Genomic DNA, 25,388 nt, shown 5'->3' with positions numbered 1-25,388 from the left:
TCTTTCGAAATGTCAAATATCGAAAGATAAAGAAAAGCTAGGGCGGTCACAGTTTTTACGAATCGATCCGGGCGAACGCGGCGCCTTCACGCCGCAATGCCGCATCGCAGCAAGGTTTCAGGCGGCAACAATCGCGTATTCAGCCGCCATATAGAAAGCGGCTCCAGCCATATCTTTCGTTTTGAAGAAAATATCCTTCCTTTTTCTTTGCAATTTGTTGACATCTTTCGAGACCCTGCCCTAGAGTCGGCCGCACTGGTTTCAGATTCCCGCTGACCGCGGGCTTGGGGGCAAGGTGGAATCCCGGTTTCGACGTACTGGCCTGATGGTGGCCCTGCTCTCCGCGCTGGCGGCGGCACCGGCCGTGGCCGAGCCGCTGGGCAACCTGGCCCGCATCAGCGCCGCCCCCAGCAAGGACGGCAGCCCCGGTTGGGACATCCGTACCGACAACGGCATGCTGCTGCGCGTGGACCTGCTGGGCGAGGACATGCTGCGCGTGCAGGCCGGACGCAACGGCACGCTCAGCGGCGCCGGCGACAAGGCCGCCCCGATCGTGGTGCCGCAGCCGGCCGCGAAGGTGGCCGCGCAGCTGGAAGAAGACGCCACCGAGGTCCGCATCCGCACCGCGGCGCTTGTGCTGCACATCCAGCGCCAACCGCTTCGCCTGGCGCTGGACCGCCGCGACGCAGGCGGCGCCGTGCCGCTGTGGCGCGAGCTGCAGCCGCTGGACCTGGGCAAGGAACAGAGCGTGCAGGTGCTGTCCAGCGACGCCGACGAACACTTCTTCGGTGGCGGCCAGCAGAACGGCCGCTTTGCCTTCAAGGGCCGCGAACTGGAGGTGTCCTATTCCGGTGGCTGGGAAGAGGGCGACCGCCCCAACCCCGCGCCCATGCTGCTGAGCGCACGCGGCTGGGGCATGCTGCGCAACACCTGGAGCGATGGCACCTACGATCTGCGCCAGGCCGACCAGGCCACGCTGCTGCACCGCGAAGACCGTTTCGATGCGTACTACTTCGTCGGCCCAAGCCTGCACACCCTGCTGGACCGCTACACCACCTTGACCGGCCGTGCCGCGCTGCTGCCGCGCTGGGCGTTCTCCTACGGCGACGCCGACTGCTACAACGACGGCGACAACATCAAGAAACCCGGCAGCGTGCCCGATGGCTGGAGCGACGGTCCCACCGGTACCACCCCGGACGTGGTGGACAGCGTGGCCAAACAGTACCGCGACCACGACATGCCCGGCGGCTGGATCCTGCCCAACGATGGCTATGGCTGCGGCTACAAGAAACTGCCAGAAACGGTGAAGGGCCTGGCCCGGTACGGCTTCAGGACCGGCCTGTGGACCGAGAACGGCGTGGACAAGATCGCCTGGGAAGTGGGCACCGCCGGCAGCCGCGTGCAGAAGCTGGACGTGGCCTGGACCGGCAAGGGCTACCAGTTCGCGATGGACGCCAACCAGTCCGCGTTCAACGGCATCCTGCACAACTCCGACTCGCGCCCGTTCCTGTGGACGGTGATGGGCTGGGGCGGCATCCAGCGCTACGCGGTGGCCTGGACCGGCGACCAGAGCAGCAGCTGGGATTACATCCGCTGGCACATTCCCACCCTGGTCGGCTCGGGGCTGTCCGGCATGGCCTATGCCAGCGGCGATGTGGATGCGATCTTCGGTGGCAGCGCCGAAACCTTCACCCGCGACCTGCAGTGGAAGAGCTTCACCCCGGTGCTGATGGGCATGTCCGGCTGGTCGGGCAACGCCCGCAAACACCCGTGGTGGTTCGATGAGCCCTACCGCAGCGTCAACCGCGATTACCTGAAGTTGAAGATGCGCATGACCCCGTACATGTACGGGCTGGCGCATGAGGCGGCCACCACCGGCGCACCGCTGCTGCGCGCGTTGATGTGGGATTACCCGCAGGACCCGCAGGCCTACACCGAAGCCTACAAGTACCAGTTCCTGCTCGGCCGCGAACTGTTGATCGCGCCGGTGTACCGCAGCCAGGCCGCCAGCCGTGGCTGGCGCCGCGACATCCACCTGCCGCAGGGCCGCTGGATCGACTACTGGGATGGCCGCCAGTTGCAGGCCGGTGCCGCCGGTCGCACTCTGGACCGTGCCGTGGACCTGGCCACGATCCCGGTGTTCGTGCGGGCCGGCGCGATCATTCCGATGTACCCGGACATGCTCTACGACGGGCAGAAGCCGCTGGATGAAGTCACCTTCGACCTGTACCCACAGGGCGATGCGCAGTACACCCTGTACGAAGACGACGGCAACACCCGCCGTTACGAGAAGGGCGAATCGAGCACCCAGCAGGTGACCGTCACAGCTCCCACGCAGGGCACGGGCCCGGTGCAGGTCACCATCGGGGCGGTGCAGGGCCAGTACGCCGGCCAGCTGCCGCAACGCCGCTACGCATTGCGCGTGCTCAGCCGCCAGCGCCCCACCGCGGTCACCCTGGGCGAGCGTGCGCTGCCGATGCTGGCCGACAAGGCGGCGTGGCAGGCGGCCAGCGAAGGCTGGTACTTCGATGCCGCCGAGCGTCGCGGCACGCTGCATGTACGCACCGCGCCCACCGACATCCGCCAGCCGGTGGCGCTGCAGCTGGCCCTGCCGGTGGCCGCCGCCGTTGCTGACGACGCGTACCCGGCCGCGCCGGAACTGGGCCGCGCACTGCCGTCGGACAGCCTGCTGGTGGTCAACCGCCCGGCCGAAGAGCAGGGCTATGAACTGGAAAAGGCGTTCGATGACGACCCGGCTACCTGGTTCCGCACGGTGCGCAACCAGGCGGTGAAGACCGGCGCGCACGAATGGGTGCTCGGCTTCGGCGAACGCAAGCTGATCGACGGCATCGCGCTGGCGCCACGCAACGATCAGCATTGGAAGAACGGCCAGATCCGCGACTACGAGATCTACCTGGCCGACAGCAACGGCGAGTGGGGCCAACCGGTCAAACGGGGCCGCCTCACCCTGCAGCAGGGCGTGCAGCAGATCGACTTCCCCGCCCAGGCCGGCCGCCTGCTGCGCTTCCGTGTGCTGAGCACGCAGAACCCCGACGGCGACGGTGCCGGTGGCAGTGATCCGATGGTGACTGCCGCGCAGGGCAGCGTGGCCCGTACGGTGGATGCGCTGCAGCCGCGCGACGTTGGCCCCATCGTGCTGTCCAGCTTCCATGTGCTGGAACACCCGCAGCCCACCACGCCCGTACAGCAGCTGTATCTGTCTGCGCTGCCACTGCCGGCCGCGCTGCAGGCCAGCGTGGCCAGCGACCACGCCTTTGGCGGCCATGCGGCATTGCGCATGAACGGCCTGCTGTTCCGCCGCGGCCTGGGGGTCAATGCCAACAGCCGCATCGACCTGAAGCTCACCGGCAGCTGGCGCCTGCTGCGCGCCGACCTGGGCATCGATGACCAGTGCCGCGCCGCCGGTGGCATGCAGTTCCAGGTGTGGGGCGACAACCGGCTGCTGTATGACAGCGGCCTGGTCAAGGCGCCCGGCGTGGTCAAACCGGAACTGGACGTACGCGGCCTGCACACCTTGAGCCTGCGCACGCTGGGCGCTCAGGGCGACCACCCCGCGCAGGTCTGCGGCAACTGGGCCAACGCCGCGCTGATCGGACAGGAGGGCGATACCGCCAGCATCGTGTCGCCGTAACCGAAGAAACACCCTTTCAGAAAAACAGCTCTCTCCGTTTCCCGTCTGCGGCCGTGTGGCCGCGGCACGGGGGACGTTTGCCCGAAAACACCCATCCACCGCCAGCCCCACGCTGCGGATCGAACAAGGAGACAAAGATGTTGACCGAACGCCATCGCCATCGCTGCATCCCCGCTACCCCCTTGTCCATCGCACTGGGCCTGGCCCTTGCCGTGGCCGGCAACGCCGGTGCGCAGGAGGCCGCGCCCGCTGCCAAGGCCACCGAGCTGCAGCGCATTGAAGTGACCGGCTCCAACATCCGCCGCAGCGACGTGGAAACCGCCTCGCCGGTGCAGGTGATCAGCAAGCAGGACATCGAGAACATGGGCGCGCGCACGCTGCTGCAGGTGCTCGACAACCTGCCGGCGGCACGCCCCGCCCAGCAGGATGCGCGCTCGCTGTTCACCGGTTCCGACGGCGCCTCGCAGGCCAACCTGCGCGGCCTCGGCGCGCAGGGCACGCTGGTGCTGCTGAACGGCCGTCGCCTGTCGTACTACGGCGCGCCCGCCGGCTTCCAGACCCAGTTCGTCAACATCGATGCGATTCCCGCCGCGGCGATCGAACGCATGGAAGTGCTCACCGACGGCGCCTCGGCGGTGTACGGTACCGACGCGGTGGCCGGCGTGATCAACGTGATCACCAAGCGCTCCTACCAGGGCGCGGAGATCAACCTCACCACCGACAAGTCCTCGCGCATCAGTTCCTACGGCGAACACCAGGGCAGCATCACCGCCGGCTTCGGCGACCTGGATGAAGACCGCTACAACGTGTACGCCTCGGTCAACCTGTACCGGCGCGATGCGATTCCGCTGAGCGACTTCTACGACAAGCGCCCGTCCCAGTACTACGTCAACAACCCCAACTACCTGCCCAACCTGCGCCTGGGCACCGGCAGCAAGCCGGGCGAGTTCAACCCGGGCAGCTACTTCGCCTTCGACCCGGTCACCGGTCGCCGCGTGCAGGAAGCCGCGCCGGGCTGCAACAACGTGCTCACCAGTGAAGCGGCCGGCCCGCGCTGTATTTGGGAGACGTGGATGAACAACGAGATCGACGCCGGTGCCAAGTCCGAGCGCAACACTGCGTACGTCAACGCCCACTTCCTGATCGGCGACAGCACCGAGGCGTTCGCCGAAGCGACCTACACCGACATCGATCTGACCGCCAACGGCGGCACCCCGCGTGCCTACGGCACCACCACCGGCAACCCCACCAGCTGGTTCTCGCGCAACACCGGCACCACGGTCAACCAGTTCCTGTACCCGTACCTCGGCCCGAACAACGAATACAACCACGCCTCGCCCGAACTGAAAGCCCTGATGGGTGGCGTTGTGGGCCTGCAATACCTGCTGCAGGACGTGGGCGCCAACCACTTCGGCCAGCGCAACACCGACCAGAGCTACCGCGTGGTGGCCGGCCTGCGCGGCGACGTGGGCGACTGGAACTGGGAAACCGCCTTCGCCACCGCCGGCAGCCACTCGGTGACCTACCAGACCACCAACGTCAACCTGGCCGGCTTCGAGAAGGCGTTTGGCCCGTACAGCGTCGACCCGGGCACCGGGCGGGTGATCATCTCCGACCACCCGGCGTATAAATTTGGCGAATACAGCGAAGCCAACGCGGCGCTGATCCGCGAAGCATTCCCCACCTTCGACATCCAGTCCTGGACCCGCCTGCACACCCTGGACGGCAAGATCGAAGGCCCGCTGTTCCAGATGCCGGCCGGTGAAGTACGCGCAGCCTTCGGCTTCAATGCCAGCCGCGAAACCTTCTACACCCCCGGCAACCCGGACGCGGCCAACGGCCTGATCACCCAGCAGGGCGGCTCGTGGTTCGACGGCAAGCGCAACACCTACGCGCTGTTCGCCGAAACCGTGGCCCCGCTCACCGAGAAGCTGGAACTGGACGCGGCGCTGCGCGTGGACAAGTACCCCGACTTCAGCGCCAACCTGGCCCCGAAGGTAGGCCTGAAGTATCAGATGTTCGACCAGTTGATGCTGCGTGGCACCTATTCCACCGGCTTCCGCGCGCCGAGCCTGGCCGAATCCGGCAACGGCGGTGTGTTCGCCCAGCTTGGCGGCTACCGCGACGAAGTGCGCTGCAACGAGACCAACGCCATTGCCAACCTGCTGCTGCAATCCCGGCGCGGCGGTGACGTGGACCTGGGCAAGACCCTGCTCAACAGCGACTGCAGCCGTACCGTGGCGCGCATGACCCAGCCCAACCCGGCGCTGAAGCCGGAGAAGGCCAAGATCACCACGCTGGGCTTCGTCTACGAACCCACCGCGTGGCTGTCGGTGTCGGCCGATTACTGGTTCATCTACCGCACCAACGAAATCGTCGCGCCCGATTACACCCGCGACGAAGACATCATCTCCTCCACCCGCTCGCCGATCACCGAAGCCGACCGCGCCAACCAGGCGGCGCTGGCGGCCATGTGCGCCGACCCGGCCAGCGGCGTCAGCTGCCCCGGCACGCTGCCCGGTTACAGCACCGGCAACGTGGCCAGCGTGGTGGGGCAGTACAAAAACCGCGGCAAGACCCTGATCGACGGCTTCGACATCGACGCGCGCAGCCGCTTCTCGCTGGGCGAGTGGGGCAACCTGAACATCGGCGTTGCCGCCACCATCGCCAACCGCAACCGCTCCTACCTGGACGAGGAAAGCGGCTGGTACTACGGTGACCTGGTGGGTTATTACAACAACCCGCGCCTGCGGGCCACGTTGAACGCCGACTGGAGCTACAAGCAGGTCACCACCAGCATGTTCATCAACTACGTGGGCGGCACCAAGTGGGCGCTCCAGCAGATCGATGAAGAAGACAACAACCCGCAGACCTGCACCGCCGGCTACCTGCCGGTGGAGCAGAGCAAGTGCGACGGCGCTCCGTCGTGGTGGACCGCCAACCTGAGCGTGGCCTGGCGTCCGGATGACCACTGGAACGTGGGCTTCACCATCAAGAACCTGTTCGACCGCCTGCCGTTCTACGATCCGAACAGCTTCCTGGGCGATTCCAGCGATTACGCGACCATCTTCGGTCGTGGTTACAGTCTGACCGTCGGCTACAAGTTCTGACGGTTCCACCGCGCCGGCCCCCGCCGGCGCGGTCTCAAGAGGAGGAGTGTTGCATGCAACGTAGGGAATTCATCGCGGCCAGCGCCGCCGTCGCCGCCAGCAGCCTGCTGCCGCAGGTACCGGCCTGGGCACGCGGGCGCAAGGTGCGGCTGGGCCTGATCGGCACGGGTATGCGCGGCCAGGTGCTGCTGAAGGAACTGGTGCGCCGCGACGACGTGGAGGTGGTGGCGCTGTGCGACATCGAACCGATCATGCTCGGCCGCGCCGTGGAGATGGTGGCCAAGGCCGGCAAGCCGGCGCCGAAGACCTACGGCCAGGACCGCGACGTCAATGCCTGGAAGCGCCTGCTGGAACAGCGCGGGCTGGATGGCGTGGTCATCGCCACCCCGTGGGAGTACCACGCCCCGATGGCCATTGCGGCCATGCAGGCCAGGATCGCGGTTGGCTGTGAAGTGGTGGCCGGCATCACCCTGCAGGACCACTGGGACGTGCTCAAGACCCAGCTGTCCACCGGCACCCCGTACATGCTGCTGGAAAACGTCTGCTACCGGCGCGATGTGATGGCCGCGCTGCAGATGGTGCGCCAAGGCCTGTTCGGCGAGCTGGTGCACCTGCAGGCCGGCTACCAGCACGACCTGCGCGGGGTGAAGTTCAACTCCGGCGACCCCAACCAGCCGTATGACAGCGGCGTGGAGTTCGGCGCCAAGGGCTGGTCCGAGGCGCGCTGGCGCACCGAGCACTCGGTCAAGCGCAACGGCGAGCTGTACCCCAGCCACGGCATCGGCCCCTGCGCGATGTACACCGGCATCAACCGTGGCAACCGCTTCACCCACATCAACGCGTTCGCCAGCAAGGCGCGCGGCCTGCACGACTACACCGTGGCCAAGAGCGGCGGCACCACCCATCCCAGCACCAAAGTGGCGTTCAAGCTGGGCGACGTGGTGACCACCACGCTGGCCTGCGAGAACGGCGAAACGATCATCCTGCAGCACGACACCTCGCTGCCGCGCCCGTACTCAATGGGCTTCCGCGTGCAGGGCACCAAGGGCCTGTGGATGGACGTCAACCAGTCCATCCACATCGAAGGCCGCAGCCCGCCGCACAAGTGGGAAGACTTCAAGGCCTACCAGGACCAGTACGAGCACCCGCTGTGGAAGCAGCACGCCGATACCGCCGCCAGCGCCGGCCACGGTGGCATGGACTGGTTCGTGATCCATGCGTTCGTTGAGGCCCTGAAGGCCCGCGCGCCGATGCCGATCGACATCTACGACGCCATCACCTGGAGTGCGATCACCCCGCTGTCGGAGCAGTCCATCGCCAACAGCTTCCAGACGCTGGAGTTCCCGGACTTCACCGCCGGGCTGTGGAAGCAGCGCAAGCCGATCTTTGCGTTCGACGAGACGTATTGAGCAACGGCGCACCGACCAACGGTCGGTGCCTACCGGCGGGGTGCACCGGGCCAGGGCCGGTGCCACCCCGACGCCGTCCGCCATCGCACTGTCACGCAGGCTGCGCACAGTACATGCCCACCCGGCCTCCGTCGGGCCCCGCAGCACGCGGCGGCGCGCGGTCCGGGTTCATGACACGGTGACGGAGCAGGCGCGATGGGTGTGTGGCAATGGCGGGGCGGCGCCCGCATACGGGGCTGGCTGGTAGTGGCGGGGCTGGCTGCGGCCAGCGCCGGCAGCGCCGCCGAGCCTGCGGTGCCCGCCACATGGCAGGCCTATGCCGGCAGCGCCAGCACCGCGCTGGCCGAACGTCTTGCGCGCACCGACGACCCGCGCGTGGTTCGCCTGCAGGCGTTCCTGCAGCAGCACCCCGCGACTGCACCGGCCGCCCCACTGGTGGTGAGCCTGTGGATCGACGCGGGCGGCACGGTGATCCGCAGCCACTTCGCCTCGCTGGGGGATGCGCAGGCCGACGCCGACCTGCGCGCCGTGCTGGACCATGCGCCCCTGCCCGGACCCCCGCCGCCCGGCATGCGCCAGCCGCTGCGCCTTGGGCTGGGGATGCAACCGGCCGAAGCCACCGTTCTTTAATCGCTCACGGACGCACCGGTGCGGGCGGCGGGGCAGGCCGTTGTGGCTGGGTGGACACCCCAAAACTGGTGCCCATGCGCTGCTGGGTAGCGGCACGGTTGGCCAGCCCCAGTGCACTGGGCGGTTGGCGCACGCGCTGTTCGGCGGCCATCGGAGCCGTGGTTGCCGGTGTCGCCGTGGTTGCCGCCGGTGCCAACATCCGGCTCATGCAGGCGTAATCGCGGATCCGCTCGCCATTGACCTCCAGCTCGATGCAGCCGGTGCCATCGGTCGCCTCGCCTGCCCGTGCGGCCGTGCCGCACAGGCCCAGCCACAGCGCGGCACAGGCCAGCACCGCGCAACCCCTGCGTGAAACGTTCTGCATCATGTCTGTCACCGCGCTGCAATGAAGCCGCTCTAACGTGACCGGCTTGGCGTTCTGATGCTGGCGTGTCTTGCATGCAGTTTGATGACACCGGGGCGCGGGCCCGCCCGCGACCGCTGCTGGGGCTGGCGCTGGGGGCGATGTGCAGCGCCGCGCTGGGCCTGTGGCTGCCGTGCGCGGCAGCAGCCGGTGCCGATGACAGCGGCACGCCACGTCGCTTCGACATACCGGCACAATCGTTGCCGGACGCCTTGCAGTCGTATGGGGAGATTACCGGGGTGGCGGTACTGATCGATGCGCATCTGCTGGGTGGGCTGCGCTCCACGCCGGTCCAGGGCACCTTTGCGCCGCTGCCTGCGTTGCAGACCCTGCTGGATGGCACCGGGTTGGCGCCGCGCTTCGTCGACGGTGCGGCCCTCACCCTGGTTCCCGCCGATGCAGTGACGCCTGCTGCGCCGGTGGACGCTGCTGCCGCGTCGGCAGGCAGGGTGCCGGCACACGCCGCGCGGATCATCCAGCGCTCGCTTGAGCAGGCGCTGTGCGGCACCCGCGCCACGCGCCCGGGCAGTTACCGTGCCGTGCTGCAACTCTGGTTGAATGCTGACCATCGCGTTGAAAGAAGCACCCTGCTGCAGGGCAGCGGCGACACCGCGCGCGACGATGCGCTGCTGGACCGCGTGCGCGGGATTGCGTTGCCGGGCCTGCCCAGTGGCCTGCCGCAGCCGATCACGCTGCAGCTGCTGCCGCGCAGCGCGACCGCCACGGTGCCCTGCAAGGGCGCGCCGTGAGCAGCCTGGGCAGCGTGCTGCTGGAACACTACGAGGCGTTCCGCAAGCGCCTGCGGCGGCGGCTCGGCTCGGACGACCTGGCGCTGGATGCGCTGCAGGAAACCTGGCTGCGGGTGGAGCGCATGGGCGGCGCACAACCGCAGCGCAACCCGGTGGCCTACCTGTTCCGTATGGCGGTCAACGCCGCCAGCGATCAGCGCAGCGCTCAAGCCCGCGTGCTCACCGGCGCCGAGGTGGATGCACTGATGGAGGAGGGCACCGACCACCTCGACCCGGCCACGGTCACCTTTGGCCGCGCGGAGATGGGCGCACTCACCGAGGCACTGCGCGAACTGCCCGCGCGCCAGCGCGCCATCCTGATTGCCGCCCGCGTGGAACACCGCCCCATCGAGGCCATCGCTGCCGAACACGGCGTGTCCGCGCGGATGATCGGCAAAGACCTGAAGAAGGCGCTGCAGCATTGCGCCGCACGGCTGGACCGGCCGCTGGTGCAGCGGTTCGGTCCCGGCGCCGGAAAACCGTCATGACTGGTATGAACCCGCTTGCCTCCACCGTGATTCCGCCCGACCTGCAGCAGCAGGCGCACGACTGGCTGCTGCGCCTGCAGGGCGCGCCCGTCACCCAGGCCGACGCCGATGCCTTCCGCCGCTGGCGCGCGCTCGACCCGCGCCATGCGGCGGCATTCGCGCAGGCGCGTGCCCTGTGGAATGCGCTGGGCCCCGCATTGCAGGCCGGCAACGCCGCCGCGGTGACACCCATCGAAGCAGCGTCGCTGCCCTTGCCCGTGCCCGCCGCCCATGGGCGCCCGCGCAGCCGGGTCAACCGCACGCGCCGCGCGTTCCTCGGCGGTGCCGTGGCGGCCGCCGCCGGCGGCTGGCTGATGGCGCGCTCGCCGTTGGGGATGTGGCCGGAGATGGACGCGCTGGGGGCCGATTTCCGCACCGCCACCGGCGAGCAGCGCACGCTGGATATCCAGGGGGTGGCGGTGGCCATGGGCACCCGCACCGACCTGCGCCGTGTCGACGGCGGCACCGGCCTGCAACTGGGCCAGGGCGAAGCGCAGTTCAGCGTGCCTGCGCGCGGCAGCGCCGACTTCGCGATCCATGTCGACGGTGCCCGGGTCACGCCGGCTGCCGGCGCGCGGATCAATGTGCGTTGCGTCGGTGCCGACGCGCGCGTCACCTGCCTGGCCGGCAGCGCCACGCTGACGCGCGGCACGCGCACGGTAACGCTGCAGCCGGGCTGGCAGGCGCGCCTGGGCGGCGACCGCATCGCCTCGGTGGCGCAGGTGGCCACCGACCGCATCGACGCGTGGCGCCAGGGCTGGCTGGTGGCCGATGACCAGCCCCTGGCCGACGTGGTGGACGAGATCAACCGCTACCGCCCCGGCCGCATCGTCATCACCGGTACGGCGCTGCAGGCGCGTCGGGTGCAGGCGCGCATTCCCCTGCGTGACTTGGACACCTTCATCGACCTGGTCCGCGACGTGTACGGCGCGCGCGTGGTGCACATGCCCGGCGGCGTGGTCCTGATCGGCTGAGCGGGTCGCGCATCCGTGCGCGATTGCAGCACGCCGCGATGACAGCGCGATGACGCACACGGCACGAATCGCAGCGGCGTCATGTACAGATGAATTTTTTGTTGCAGCGGTTCAGTCGTTGCCACCTATCCGCGTCTTATCCAGCGTAACAAGCGCAACGCATTGCCCTGTCACGCTGTTTCCCGTTGCCAGGGAAAGGCGTGCCGCGTAACGCGGTGACCTGCGCTTGCCCTTATCAGCGAACGATATTGCGACGGGTGACGGCGATGGTGAAGCAGCAGAACGGTTCGGTTGTCGGTGCATCCCTGCGTACGCCGCAGGTACGCCCGCTGGCGCAGGCCATCGCAGTGATGCTGGTGGCCGGCGGCGTGGTGGCCAGTGCCACCGCGCAGCAGGCCTTCAGCCCTGCGTGGTTCGCCAACAAGGGCGTGCAGCAGCAGAACGCGGTGCAGAGCGGCCGCCTGCCCAACGGCATGCCGTCCAACCTGGCGCGCACCGATGCGCAGGCGCAGAAGGCGCGCGATACGCTCAAGACCTCGCTGGACAACCTCAACACCGCCGCGCAGGCCATCGCCATGCAGCAGCGCATGCAGCAGACCGCGCGCGATGCCGCGCGCCTGCGTGCCGGCGGCGTGCCCGACGGGTTGGGCGAAGGTGGCCTGAAGGTGGACGACGACGCGCTGACCCGCGGCTGGTCCAACGCCAGTGGCCCGGTACAGGGCAGCAAGGACGGCACCACCACGGTCAGCATCGCGCAGACCGCCGACAAGGCCATCCTCAACTGGGAAACCTTCAACGTCGGCCGCAACACCGTGGTCGACTTCGACCAGCAGGCTGGCTGGTCGCTGCTCAACCGGGTCAATGACCGGTCCGCGCGGCCCTCGCAGATCCTCGGCCGCATCCAGGGCCAGGGCACGGTGATGCTGGTCAACCGCAACGGCGTGGTGTTCGACGGCGGCAGCCAGGTCAACGTCAAGAACCTCGCCGCCGCGGCGGTGAACATCAGCGATGCGCAGTTCCGCAAGGGCCTGTACAGCGACGCGCAGGGCAGCGGCTTCATTCCCACCTTCGGCAACGAGGTGGCCACCACTGCCAGCAGCTTCAGCCATGGCGCCGCAATCGGCGACGTGGTGGTCGAGCGCGGCGCGCAGATCACCACGCACGTGCCCGCCTCGGTCACCGACGGCGGCGGCTATGTGCTCATGCTGGGCCGCCAGGTGCACAACCACGGCCAGATCACCACCGCCAACGGCCAGACCACACTGGCGGCCGGCGATGCGTTCGTGATCCGCAAGGGCATGGCCACCGACCAGAACCAGACCTCCACCACCCGCGGCAACGTGGTCAGCACGCTGCGCAGCCCCACGGCGGCCGGTGCCGATAGCGCATCTGCCAGCGGCGTGGTCAGCAACACCGGCCTGGTCCAGGCCAGCACCGGTGACATCACCCTGGCCGGCCACGACGTGCGCCAGCAGGGCACGCTGCTGTCCACGACCTCGGTGCATACGCGCGGCACCGTGCACCTGCAGACCGAGCGAACCGACACCACCGGCAGCGTACTGCTGGACCAGGGCAGCACCACCGCGATCGTGCTCGACCCCAGCGCCACCACCGCGCTGGACGTGCAGCGCGAAACCCTGGTGCAGGACTCGGACAAGGTCGGCGACGGTATCGCCCATCGCCGTGACCAGTCCCTGGTGCAGATCAGCACGGGCGGCACGGTTGCCTTTGCCGATACCAGCCTGACGCTGGCCACCGGCGGGCAGATCTTCGTCGATGCCGCCGACAGCGACGTCCGCCAAGGCGCCCGTCTCGACGTGGCCGGCTACGTCGGCGTCAAGATCGCGATGGAAGCCAACAACGTCCAGATCAACGTGCAGGGCAACGAGCAGCGCGACGCGCCGCTCAACCGCGACGACGCATCGCTCAACAGCAAGAACATCTGGCTCGACCGCCGCGATCTGGTGCTGGTGCCGGCCGGCACCAACGGCTATGAGGCCGACCGCTGGTACACCGCCGGCGGTCTGCTCGAAGTGGGCGGCTACCTGGGCGTCACCGGGCACGGGATCGGCGAGTGGTCGGCGCAGGGCGGCACTGTGCAGTTCAGCGGCGGCAACGTGACCACCGCGCGCGGCTCCAGCATCAACCTGTCCGGCGGCGCGCTGGACGTGCAGACCGGCTACGTCAACCTGACCCACCTCAAGGGCGCGGACGGCATGCTGTACAACGCCTCCACCGCCCCCGGCGACCTGCTCTACACCGGCCTGTACCGTGGCTTTGAAGATACCCACGCGCGCTGGGGCAACACCGCGTTCTACTACAACCCGCTGATCGCCCCGCAGCGCAAGCTGGAAAACGGCTACACCGTGGGCCGCGACGCCGGCCAGCTGATCGTGTCCACGGCCCACGCGCAGCTGCAGGGCGAGGTGGACACCACCACCTTCCAGGGCGAGCGCCAGCAGCGTGCGCGCGACGGCGCGCTGGACGGCTACCAGCAGGCACAGACCAGCGTGGCCCGGCAGGGCCAGCTGGTGGTGGGCAGCTACCTGCCGTTCTACGACAAGGACAGTGGCCAGCAGCGCTTCAGCCCTGCGCCACTGGTCGAGCGTGTCACTGTCGGCGAGGGTAACAGCGGCGGCGCAGGCACGATCGCGCTGGACGCGGCGTGGCTCAACGCGCAGGCATTCGGCGGCGTGGCGGTGTACGCACATGCCGGCATCAGCGTAGACCAGGCAGTCGAGGTGGCCCATGGCGGTAGCATCGCCCTGCATGCCAGCGACGTGCGCATCAACGCCGACGTGCGCGCCCGGGGCGGCAGCATCGCACTGGGCGACATGGTGGTGCAGCACACGACAACCGGCACCCCGTGGCTGGACCTGCCGATCAGTGCGCGTCCGGGCGACACGCTGCTGCACCAGGTCATGGTGGGCGACAACGTCACCCTCGATGCGCGCGGCCTGTGGACCAACCAGTGGCAGGACCCGGCGTCCATCGCCGGGTTGCCGTTCATCGATGGCGGCAGTGTGTCGCTGCGCAGCACCGGCAACGTCAGCCTGGGCAAAGGCAGCCTGATCGATGTGTCCTCCGGCGCGGCGATGGGCGTGGACGGCGATGTGGCGGGCGGCAAGGGCGGCAACGTCACCCTGGCCGCCGGCCAGAACATGGGCAGCGGCGTGTTGTCGCTGGATGGCAGCATCCGCGCGCATGGCGTCAAGGGCGGCGGCGCGCTCAACATCGAGAACGGCACGCTGGTGAGCATCGGCGGCGACATCCCCGATGCGGTCGAACACCTCGCCGCTGGTGAGGCCAGCACGCTGCCGGTGCGCCTGGCCGCCGACGTGGTCCTGCAGCCCGGCGACATCATCCCGCTGAGCTTCGCCATCACCGTCACCCACGTGTCGGGCGGCAAGCCCATGCCGGTAACGGTGCGGCCGGAAGTGAGCAGCAGCAAGCCGGTCACCACCCAGGCCCCATGGGTGCTGCCCACCACCGTGCAGCTGGCCAACAACGGGCCGGTGCGCCAGGCCGGCGAGATCCTGCCCGCGGGCACCACCTTGTGGACCATCGCCGACCTGCCGGCCGGCTACGTGGTGCCGGCCAATGTCTTCCCTGGCGGCCTGCCGATTCCCGCGCAGACCTCGCGCTACACCGCCGGCAGCGTGGCCACTGCGGCGATCACCGTACCGGCCGGCACGCGCCTGCCGGTGGGCACGGTGTGGCAGCGCGAGGTGCCGGTGCAGTCGTTCCTTGCGCTGGACAGCAGCCTGTTCCAGTCCGGCTTCAAGCAGTACAACGTGATCGGCCGCGACGGCGTCACCGTGGTGGACGGCGCGCGCGTGGACGTGGCGATGCCGCTGCTGCAGGTTGACCTGGCGGCCGCGCGCGCACTGGTCAGCGGCGACGATCCGCACGGGGCGTTGTCGGCTTGGCTGCCGCCGTTGCAGCAGGATGATCCGACCAGCGGTGCGGTCACCCTGCGCAAGGGCGCGGGCCTGTCATTGACCGCCGGCACGCCGCAGAACGCCGCCGACCTGGAGGTCGGCACGGACAGCCGGATCACCGTCGACCCGGGCCAGGCCCTCCAGCTGACCGGCAATGCGCAGATCACCCTCGACGGCACGCTGCAGGCCCGCGGCGGCCGCATCAGCGTGCTCGGCGGCGACCTGGGCGAAGGCCCGCTGCTCAACCGCCCCGACGGCATGCCGAACGCGCGCTCGATCTGGATCGGCGAGCACGCGCTGCTGGACGTCTCCGGCGCGGCCTTCACCGCGGTGGGCGCCACCGGCGACCGCCAGGGCAAGGTGCTGGACGGCGGCACCATCGAAATCGGCGCGCGGCATGACCTGGCCTCGCGCGACCTGCCGGCTATCGATGCATTCGTGGTGGTGCGCGACGGTGCCCGCCTGGAGGCTTCCGGCGCGCAGGCGGTGCTGGACCTGCCCGGCCTCGGCCAGACTGCCGTGGCCAGCCACGGCGGCGTGATCGCGTTGAGTGCCAGCAACGGCCTGTATGTGGACGGCAGCCTGCATGCCGCGGCCGGTGGCAACGGCGCGCGCGGCGGCACGCTGGCACTGAACCTGGAAACCCCGGTCTACGGCCAGGTTGACCGCTGGAGCAGCAAGGGCGCCGAGGTGGACGATGCCGTGCGCATGCCGCGCGAGCTGATCATTGAACAGCAGTACAGCGGCAGCGGCCTGGGTGCCGACGTGGTAGCCGGTGAACGTGACCCGACCCTGGCCTACGGCAAGGCGCGCTACGGCGTGGATGTCATCCAGGCCGGTGGCTTCGACACCGCGTCGCTGTACGTCAACGGCCTGCTCGATTTCGACGGCAACGTGACGCTCAGCATGCGCCAGGCGCTGTACCTCACCGCCAGCGCGCTCGGCCTGTCCACCGATGCCGCACGCGACAGCCAGGTCCGGCTGCAGGCGCCGTACCTGCGGTTGTCCGGCGCGGCGCGCCGCCAGATCGACAACACCATCATGCCCAACCCGGTCACCGGGTCGCGCAACACTACCCCGGCTGCCGGCTCGCTGGGCGTGGCCACGCTGGCCGATGCCGCCTCCATTACCTTCGCCGGCAACCTGGTCGACGTGGTGGGCGCAGTCGGTTTCGGTGCGAACGGCGAGATCGTGCGCAATGCCGTCGATCCGCTGGTGGTCGAACGCGATGCCTTCGGTACGGTGCGCATCCAGAGTCAGGGCGACCTGCGCCTGCGCGCCGCCGACCTGTTCTCGCCGGGCAACACCACCCTGGCGGCCGCGCAGATCTACGGTAGTGGCAACGTCACCGTGGGCCTGCGCAGCACGTTGAACGAGTGGGGCGCGCTGACCACCGAACTAGACCCGGACCGCGTGCTGGACATCCAGCGCGTGGGCACCGCGTTGCCGCCGCAGCCGTACAGCGTGTTCGGCAACATGAGCTTCGGCGCGGCGGTGATCAACCAGGGCGGCGTGCTGCGCGCGCCGCTGGGCACCATCACGCTGGGCCGTGCCGATGGCAGCGGCTATACCGGCGTGGTCAACCTGCTGCCGGGCAGCGTGACCTCGGTCAGTGCCAAGGACCTGGTGATGCCTTACGGCGGCACCGTCGATGGGTTGGTGTACAACTACAACGGCGTGGACGTGGCCTACCAGGGCGTGGGCGGCGAACCCAAGGTGGAGTTCCGCTCGCACGCGGTGAACGCGCAGGAAGGCGCGGTGCTTGATCTGTCCGGCGGCGGCGAACTGACCGGTGCGGCGTTCCTGTCCGGCAGCGGCGGCTCCACCGATGCGCGCCTGCACCCGCTGGTGCAGATGGGCCGCGACGGTTTCACCCTGCCGGGCCTGGCCACCAACCCGGTGTACGCCATCGTGCCGGGCGCGCAGGCCGGGCAGGCGCCGCTGGGCAGCGAGCGCGGCGCCGGCGACCCGGCCATTGGCCAGCAGGTCACCATCGGCGCCGGTGTGCCGGGCTTGCCGGCCGGCACCTACACCCTGTTGCCGTCCACCTATGCATTGCTGCCCGGCGCGTTCCGGGTGGAACTCAACGGCCTGGCCGGCAGCGCGGCGGCCTTCGGCACCACCCAGGCCATGCGCAACGGCTCGTGGAGCACCTCGGCACGGCTGGGCATTGCCAACACCGGCAGCAGCGACGTGCTGCCCACCCAGCTGGTGGTGACCGCCGCCGATACCCTGCGCAGCTACGCGCAGTACAACGAAACCAGCTACGCGAACTTTGCCCTGCAGCAGGCCGCCCGCGAAGGCGCCCCGCGCCCGTTGCTGGAGCGCGACGCCAAGGCAGTCAACATCAATGTGACCAACCCGGCCGTGGCCGGCGGGGTGGACCTGCCGTCACTCCGGTTCAACGCCACCGTGCTGGACGCACCGGCGAGCGGTGGCACCGGTTCGGTGGCCCGCCTGGTCAATGCCACCCACTACGAAATCCTCGCCGATGGCGGCCAGGCCAGCGCGGACTTCAACGGCGTGTCGGTGCATGCCAGCGAGCTGAACCGCATCGGCGCGGCACGGCTGGAAATCGGCGGGCAGCTGCGCAGCACCTATGCCAACGCAACTACCGGTTCGCTGCAGTCGGCCAACGTGATCACCATTGAGGGCGGCTCGGGCAGCAACAGCATCGTGCTGCGTGCCGGTGCACAGCTGCAGGCCGCCGACGTGTTCCTGATGACCGGCCGCCAGGCCGGCGGCATCGTGCTGGAGCAGGGCGCGGGCATCAACACGCTGGGGCAGGGCGCGGCTGCCTACGACGCCACCCAAGGCTACATCTACACGCCCGGCCGCAACGCACTGTTGGCCGTGTCCAACGGCCAGATCAACCTGCTGGCGCCCGATGCGCCGGATTCCCAGGGCAACGGCGCCGGCAGCATCGAAATCGGCGCCTGCGCGGTGGGCGACACCTGCACCGGGCAGACCCGGTTGTACTCCGAAGGCACCATCGCCACCGCCACCGACAACCGGTTCGTGCTCGGCGATGCGGTGCGCTATGGCACCCGCAACCTGTCCCTGGCCGTGGGCGGCATCAACGTCGGCAGTGCCGAGGCCATTGCCGACGCCACCGCGCGCGGTACGTTGCCCTCTGGCATGACCCTCAACCAGGACGTGCTCAGCCGCCTGCTGCTGGGCGACACCACCGTGGGTGCGCCGGCACTGGAAGCGCTGTCGCTGACCGCACGCGAGTCGGTGAACTTCTACGGCGACGTGTCGCTGTCCACCTTCGATGCGGTCACCGGAAAATCCGCGCTGAAGCAGCTGGTGCTGGGCACACCGGCCATCTACGGATATGGCGACGCCGATGCCGTGGCCCGCATCCAGACCGACACCCTGGTCTGGAGCGGCGCGCTGGCGCCGGCCGGCAGCATCATTGCCGGCGGCCCGGGCACCGGCCACGGCCAGCTGGTGGTGGACGCCCGCGAGATCGTGCTGGGCTACGGCCCGCGCACGCAGCCGGACACCGTGCGTGCGCAGGACCGTCTCGCACTGGGCTTTGCCGGCGTGCACCTCAACGCCAGCGAGCGCCTCACCGCCAACCAGAAGGGCAGTCTGAGCGTGTTCGAAACCCAGGGTGACTGGGACCCGGCCACGCGCGCGTACGCCCGCCAGGGCGGCGAACTGTTCATCACCACCCCGCTGCTCACCGGCGCGGCCGGGTCGGTCAACACGATCACCGCCGGCGGCAACCTGCAGGTCACCGGCAACGGTGCCGCGGCCCGCCCCGACAACGCCACCCTGGCCGGCGCGCTGGGCGCGGAAATCGCCCTGGACAGCCATGCCGGGACCCTGTTGCTGGACACCGCCGTGCTGCTGCCCAGCGGCAAGCTGAGCCTGGCCGCGCAGGGCGATGTGCGCCTGGCGGACGGTGCGCAGATGGACCTGGCCGGCCGCCGCATCACCTTCTTCGACACCGCCAAGTACAGCTGGGGCGGTGATGTGGTGATCGACAGCCGCAGCGGCAACGTGCAGCAGGCCGCCGGTGCACGCATTGACCTTTCCGCGCAGAACAACCGCGCCGGTTCACTGCGCGTGCGTGCCGCCAGTGGGGCCATCGACCTGGCCGGCACGCTGCTCGGCAGCAGCACCGGGCATTACGATGCCGGCGGCACCGACGTGCCTTACAGCGCTGGTCGGATCGACCTGCATGCGCAGTCCATCGCCGATTTCAGCGGCCTCAACACCCGCCTCACCCGCGATGGCGTCACCGGCGCGCGCACCTTCCGCATCGGCCTGGGCGACCTGGTGCTGGGCGATGAAGTGGTGGCGCACGAGGTGAACATCGGGCTGGACAACGGCCAGCTCACCGTCAACGGCACCGTCGATGCCAGCGGCGAACAGGCCGGCAGCATCCGCCTGGCCGCGCGCAACGGGGTCAGCCTGGGCAGCACGGCGGTGCTCGATGCCAGTGCCAGCGTGCTGCGCCGTGACAGCTACGGCGTGGCCATCGATGCGCCCAACCGGGCCAGCATCGAGATCGATTCGGGCATAGGCTCACTGCGCATCGCCAGTGGCGCGCGCATGGACCTGCGCGTGGCCGGCAGCGACCGCAGCCACGGCACGGTGGCCTTGAACGCCCCGCGCATGGGCAGCAACGACGTGGCCATCGACGCTGGCGGCGCGATCACCATCGACGGTGCGAAGGCGATCCAGCTCAATGCCTTCATCACCGACAACAGCGCTGCCGCCGGCAGCGACCGCACCGCCAGCGGCGAAACCTACCAGGTCATCGACCAGGCCTACCTCGACCGCCTGCACGCGCAGAACAGCACCTTCATCGACGCCGCACTGGGCAACAGCGCGTTGGTCGACAACCGCCTGGCCGGCCTTCGTCGCTACGGCGATGCGTTCCACCTGCGCCCCGGCGTGGAAGTGGTGGCCGACCTGGGCGTGAACGCCGACGGCAACCTGCACGTGGACGGCGACCTGGACCTGTCCGCCCACCGCTATGCCAGCCTGAACCACAATCTGGCGCGCAGCAGCGTGCGCGGCTCCGGTGAAGCCGGTGCGCTGGTGCTGCGCGCGCAGGGCGACCTGGAGGTGTTCGGCAGCATCAGCGATGGCTTCGATGGCAGCCGCCTGGGCACCACCTTCGACGACAACGGCTGGTACCTCACCGCCGGCCGCCAGCTGTTCGGCAGCGACGTGGTGGTGCCGCACGGCGGCCTGGTCACGCTTGCCGCGGGCAGCGTGTTCAATTCGGGCAAGGTGCTCAACTACGACCTGCCCATCGGCGGCATGCAGATGGCCGCCGGCACGCTGCTGCCGGCCGATGCCCGCCTGGCGCTGCCCCTGGCGCTGGCCAAGGGCACGGTACTGGGCGCGGCGGTGCACGATGCATCCGGCGCGCTGTTGTACCCGGCCGGCACCGTGCTGGCCGACGCGGTCACGCTGCCGCAGGGCGCGCAGCTGTCCGCCGGCCTGCGCCTGCCGATGGCCGCCAACATCGCGGCGATGACCTGGCCGGCAGGCGTGGCCTTGCCCGCCTCGCCGATTGGCAACCTGGTGACCCTGGCCGCCGATCTTGGCCTGGCCAAGGGCGCCTTCATTCCCAGCGACACCGAGGTCAAGCTGCCCGGCGGTGCCACCACGGTCAACCTGCGGCCCACCGATGCCGACGGCAACCAGGGCCGCATCTGGGCGCTGGCGCCGATGCTGGCGGCCGGTTCGCAATCGTGGGACATCAGCCTGGTGGCCGGCGCCGACCTGGCCGGCGCCGATCGCCTCACCATCGACCGGGCCGGCACCGGCAGCCTGCGTCTGTCCGACCCGCATTACGGGCAGGGTGGGGCGGTGGTGGAGATTCCCGGCACCGGCTCGCCGGCCACCTATGTCTGGGGCGAGCTGGCCCCCTTCGAACAGATGGTCCGGGACTTCTACGGCGATTACATCCTGACGTTCGTGCCGACCCCGGGCGCGGCGTTCACCGCCGATGAGCTCAACGAGCTGATGATGTGGGGCTTCATCTGGAGCGGCCCGGAAAATCTCAACGCGCAGGGTTACGGTGATCTGGCGGCCGTTGGTTCGCCGGCCGTCCCGCCGGAAACAGAGTACAAAACGCTGCCCGGCCGCGAGCAGCTGCCCAGCGTGGTGCGTACCGGCACCGGCGACCTGCGCCTGGTCTCCGGCGGCGACATCGCCACCACCTCGCTGTACGGCGTGTACACCGCAGGTACGCCGTCGGCGGTGGTGTCCACCCAGGGCCGCGATCCGTACAACCAGCCGCGTGCGGTGGTGACGCCCAATCCCTCCAATCCGATCGGCAACACCGTGCTCGGCGACAAGGGCAGTGTGTTCGAACACCTGGTCGACGGCGGCAGCCAGAGCCTGTACCAGGCCTGGTATCCCGAAGCGGGCGGCAACCTGCTGCTGCGCGCCGGCGGCACCATCGTGGGCGACAGCCTGGGCCGACCGGGCACAATCCTGCGTGCCGAAGCGCTGGGCTATGCCACCGACCGGGTGAGTTCCACCGCCGCGGTGGGCAACTGGCTGTGGCGGCAGGGCACCGGCAGCGTGCAGGGCGGGGCCGACGGCCTGCCCACCGCGTGGTGGATCAACTTCGGCACCTACGTGGCGGCACCCAACGGCGCCAACTACTACGACAACTTCGTGGAAATGCCGCGGCTGATCGGTTTCACCGGCTTCGGCACGCTCGGCGGCGGCAACCTGCTGCTGGACGCGACCGGAGACGCCGGCATGCTGCAGGGGCGTGGCGACCACGGCGGGGTCCACATCAACCGCAGCGCCGGTCTCAACCTGGCCGTGGCCAGCACCGGTCGCGTCACCGCCGACGGCACCCTGGTGCAGACCGGCGGCGGCGACCTGGACATCCGCATCGGCGGCGGCCTCAACGCCGATCCCGCGCTGCGCTCGTACACCGGCAGCAACAGCCCGCCGGAGGCCAACCTGGTCACCGTCAACGACATTCATCACCTGGAACTCAACGGCAGCTTCACCAACCTGCGCGGCGCGCTGCGTCTGGAAGCCGGTGCGGTGGGCGGCGTGGAGCTGCGCTACGGCAGCCGCCAGGACGCCAAGGAATCGCGCCCGTACGACATGTACAGCGCGACAGCGGCCACGGCGGCGGGCGGCCCGGTGCTGGTGCTGGGCGATGCCGGTGCGCGCCTGGACGCGCGCGGCGACCTGGTGCTGGGCACCGTCACCGACCCCGGGCGCGTGCCCCAGTTCAACAACGGCACGCCCTTCAGCGTGGATGGCACGGCCTACCAGGATGGCGGCTGGAGCTGGTTCTCGCTGTGGACGCCATCCACGGCAGTGGACCTGATGGCCGCCGGTGGCAACCTCACCCCGTCGCTGGCCATGCTCGACCGCAACACCCGCACCGACGCCCAGGCCACCGACGGCAACCATGTGTACCCGTCGGTGCTGCGCGCTACCGCCGCCAGCGGCAGCATCTACTACGGCACCCCGCGCACCGCGCCGACCCAGGGCACCAACAACGAGAACTTCGTGGCCGGCGTGGTGCTGGCGCCGTCGCCGGTGGACGATGTGTTCACCGCACGCGGCACCGGCCAGCTGGAACTGCTCGCGGCCGGCTCGATCTATGCCAACGGCACCGGTCTGGGTGTGTCCGGCGCCGACCCGTCCGCGTTGCCCAGCCCGTTCAATCCCGGCTTCGTGGGCCTGGCCGACGCGGTCTGGTACGGCCGCCGGTTCATCCACAACGTCAGCCCCACCGGCCTGGCGCCCAGCGTGCTGCTGTCTGGCAACGACCCCAGCAGTTCGGCACAGGCCTATCCCTTGTTCGCGTTCACCGCCCCCACCGTATCGGGCCACGTGTACGTGGGCCAGGTGCCGTCGCGCTACTACGCGCTCACCGGTGACCTGGTGGGCCTGCGCACCGGCAGCATCGTCACCACCACCAACAACGTGCTGAGCAATGGTGCCGTCCGGACCGACACCACCACCTGGTACGACGGTGGCGGCGCGGTCGCCATCCGGGCCGGGCGTGACATCGTCAATTCGGGCACGCCACTGGGCGCGCTGGACAACGTGGGTATGGTGTACGGCAACAACGATGGCGCACTGGGCTGGTTCGGCCAGCTCAAGGGCGGCGACCCCACGGCCGCGCCCAAACCGACCTTCATCGGCGCCGGCACCGCGCGCGGCAACCTGATCGTACATACCAGCGCCGACGACGTGTCGGTGGTGCAGGCCGGCCGCGACATCCGCTTCAGCACCTTCTACATCGCCGGCCCCGGCCTGCTGGACATCAGTGCCGGCCGTGACCTGTACATGGCCGACAAGGGCGAACTGCGCAGCCTGGGCCCGGTCGCCAACGGGGGCGCCGGTGACCGCAGCAGCGGGGCCGCCATTGCCGTGGCTGCCGGCGTCGGCCCGCACGGTGCGGATTGGACCGGCTTCGCCGCGCGCTACCTGGACGCGGCCAACCTGGCCGATCCCAACCGCGCGCTGGGCGAACAGGCCGGCAAGGTGGTGCGTGTGTATGGCGGTGCCACCTCGCTGGCGCAGTGGCTGAAGACCGAATTCGGTTACGGCGGCGACGAGGCCGGTGCCGCCGCGTTCCTCGCACAACAGCAGCAGACGCTGGACCAGGCGCGCGATGCGGCCACCGCCAGCGGCGGCACCGGCGCGGCCAACCGCGACCTGGCCCGGGAGTTCAAGCAGGACAGCCAGCTGCATCTGGTGAACTGGCTTACCGCCCGCTTCGGCGGTGCCAATGGTCGGGGCCTGCATTTCGACGCGGCCAGCATGGACGCCCAGGCGTTCTTCGCGCAGCTGCCGGCCGAACAGCAGAGCGCCTTCCTGCGCAACGTGTACTACGCCGAACTCAAGGCCGGCGGCCGCGAGTACACCGACGTGGACGGCCCGCGCGAGGGCAGCTACCTGCGCGGCCGCGAAGCCATCGCCACGCTGCTGCCGGCCAAGGATGCCAAGGGCAGCGAGATCGCCTACCGCGGCGACCTCACCATGTTCAGCAGCGCCCTGTACTTCGAGAAGACCGGCGACGTGGTGGCCACCCGCCGCCCGCTGCCGGGCAAGCGCTACGTGACCGAAGCCGAGTGGATCGCCGCCGGTCGCCCCAGCGAAGGGCTGCCGTTCTACCGGGTCAACGATGCCGGCATCCATACCGATTTCGGTGGCGACATCAGCCTGCTGGTGCCCGGCGGGCGCGCGCTGGTCGGTGTCGACGGCGGGTTCGTGCCGGGGCCGGGTTCGGGCGTGCTCACCCAGGGCGAGGGTGATATCAACATCTATGCGCGCGGCAGCCTGCTGCTGGGCCAGAGCCGCATCTTCACCACCTTCGGTGGCAACGTGCTGGCCTGGTCGGCAGAGGGCGACATCAACGCCGGACGCGGCAGCAAGACCACCGTGGTCTACACCCCGCAGCGCCGCGTCTACGACAGCGTGGGCAACGTCAGCCTGTCGCCGAACACGCCCACCACCGGTGCCGGCATCGCCACCCTTAACCCGATCCCGGAGATCGCCCCGGGCGACATCGACCTGATCGCACCGCTGGGCACCATCGATGCAGGCGAAGCGGGCATCCGTGTCTCCGGCAACGTCAACCTGGCCGCGCTGCAGGTGCTCAACGCCGACAACATCCAGGTGCAGGGCAAGGCCGTGGGCATTCCGATGGTGGCGGCGGTGAACGTCAACGCACTGACCTCGGCCAGTGCGGCGGCCAACAACGCCGTGCAGGCTGCGCAGGACATGGTCAAGCGGCAAACGCGCCAGGCGCAGCCGTCCACCATCAGCGTGCAGGTGCTGGGCTTTGGCGAGGAGACCAGCAGCGTTACCCCGGCCAAGGGCGACGACCGCTACGACCCCGACAGCGTGGTGCAGGTGGTGGGCATGGGCGAACTCAGCGCCGAGCAACGTGCGCGCATGGCAGCCCCGGGCACGCAACGGCAGTGAGCATGACGC

General features: G+C 69.4%; 9 protein-coding genes. 8 read left to right on the top strand and 1 reads right to left on the bottom strand.

The window, feature by feature from the left end; genetic code table 11:
- Window positions 1–295 precede the first annotated feature (295 nt).
- The 4 genes from GQ674_RS18480 to GQ674_RS18465 all read left to right on the top strand — a co-directional run bounded on the left by GQ674_RS18480 (window position 296) and on the right by GQ674_RS18465 (window position 8,801).
- Window positions 296–3,652: a TIM-barrel domain-containing protein gene (locus tag GQ674_RS18480; RefSeq protein ID WP_159498237.1), complete on the top strand. Its 3,357-nt coding sequence runs from the start codon at window positions 296–298 to the stop codon at window positions 3,650–3,652.
- Between the two features lie 137 nt (window positions 3,653–3,789).
- Window positions 3,790–6,762 (top strand): TonB-dependent receptor, encoded by a 2,973-nt coding sequence (locus tag GQ674_RS18475; protein ID WP_159498235.1) that lies wholly within the window; start codon window positions 3,790–3,792, stop codon window positions 6,760–6,762.
- 53 nt (window positions 6,763–6,815) lie between these two features.
- Window positions 6,816–8,171 carry a Gfo/Idh/MocA family oxidoreductase gene (locus tag GQ674_RS18470; protein WP_159498234.1) on the top strand — a complete coding sequence of 452 codons (1,356 nt, stop codon included), beginning with the start codon at window positions 6,816–6,818 and terminating at the stop codon, window positions 8,169–8,171.
- Window positions 8,172–8,366: 195 nt separating this feature from the next.
- A complete protein-coding gene (locus tag GQ674_RS18465; protein ID WP_159498233.1) occupies window positions 8,367–8,801 on the top strand; it encodes a hypothetical protein in 435 nt (144 codons plus the stop codon).
- Between the two features lie 4 nt (window positions 8,802–8,805).
- Here GQ674_RS18465 and GQ674_RS18460 read toward each other — a convergent pair whose 3' ends face one another.
- A complete protein-coding gene (locus GQ674_RS18460) occupies window positions 8,806–9,168 on the bottom strand; it encodes a hypothetical protein (RefSeq protein WP_159498232.1) in 363 nt (120 codons plus the stop codon).
- A gap of 71 nt (window positions 9,169–9,239) precedes the next feature.
- Here GQ674_RS18460 and GQ674_RS18455 point away from each other — a divergent pair, with 71 nt between their 5' ends.
- From GQ674_RS18455 to GQ674_RS18440, 4 genes are all read left to right on the top strand, one after another.
- Entirely contained in the window at window positions 9,240–9,953 is a 714-nt protein-coding gene (locus GQ674_RS18455) for a TonB-dependent outer membrane receptor (protein WP_159498231.1), read from the top strand.
- Window positions 9,950–10,480, top strand: coding sequence for an RNA polymerase sigma factor (locus GQ674_RS18450; protein WP_236546127.1), 531 nt, complete (start codon window positions 9,950–9,952; stop codon window positions 10,478–10,480). Before GQ674_RS18455 ends, GQ674_RS18450 begins: the two co-directional genes overlap by 4 nt.
- Entirely contained in the window at window positions 10,477–11,493 is a 1,017-nt protein-coding gene (locus GQ674_RS18445; protein WP_159498230.1) for a DUF4880 domain-containing protein, read from the top strand. Before GQ674_RS18450 ends, GQ674_RS18445 begins: the two co-directional genes overlap by 4 nt.
- A gap of 266 nt (window positions 11,494–11,759) precedes the next feature.
- Window positions 11,760–25,379, top strand: coding sequence for a filamentous hemagglutinin family protein (locus GQ674_RS18440; RefSeq protein WP_159498229.1), 13,620 nt, complete (start codon window positions 11,760–11,762; stop codon window positions 25,377–25,379).
- Window positions 25,380–25,388: the final 9 nt, after the last annotated feature.

Origin of the sequence: Stenotrophomonas sp. 364 (assembly GCF_009832905.1) — a bacterium.
In the GTDB taxonomy this organism is placed as follows: domain Bacteria; phylum Pseudomonadota; class Gammaproteobacteria; order Xanthomonadales; family Xanthomonadaceae; genus Stenotrophomonas; species Stenotrophomonas maltophilia_AP.
This window is presented reverse-complemented; position numbering and strand designations above follow the sequence as displayed.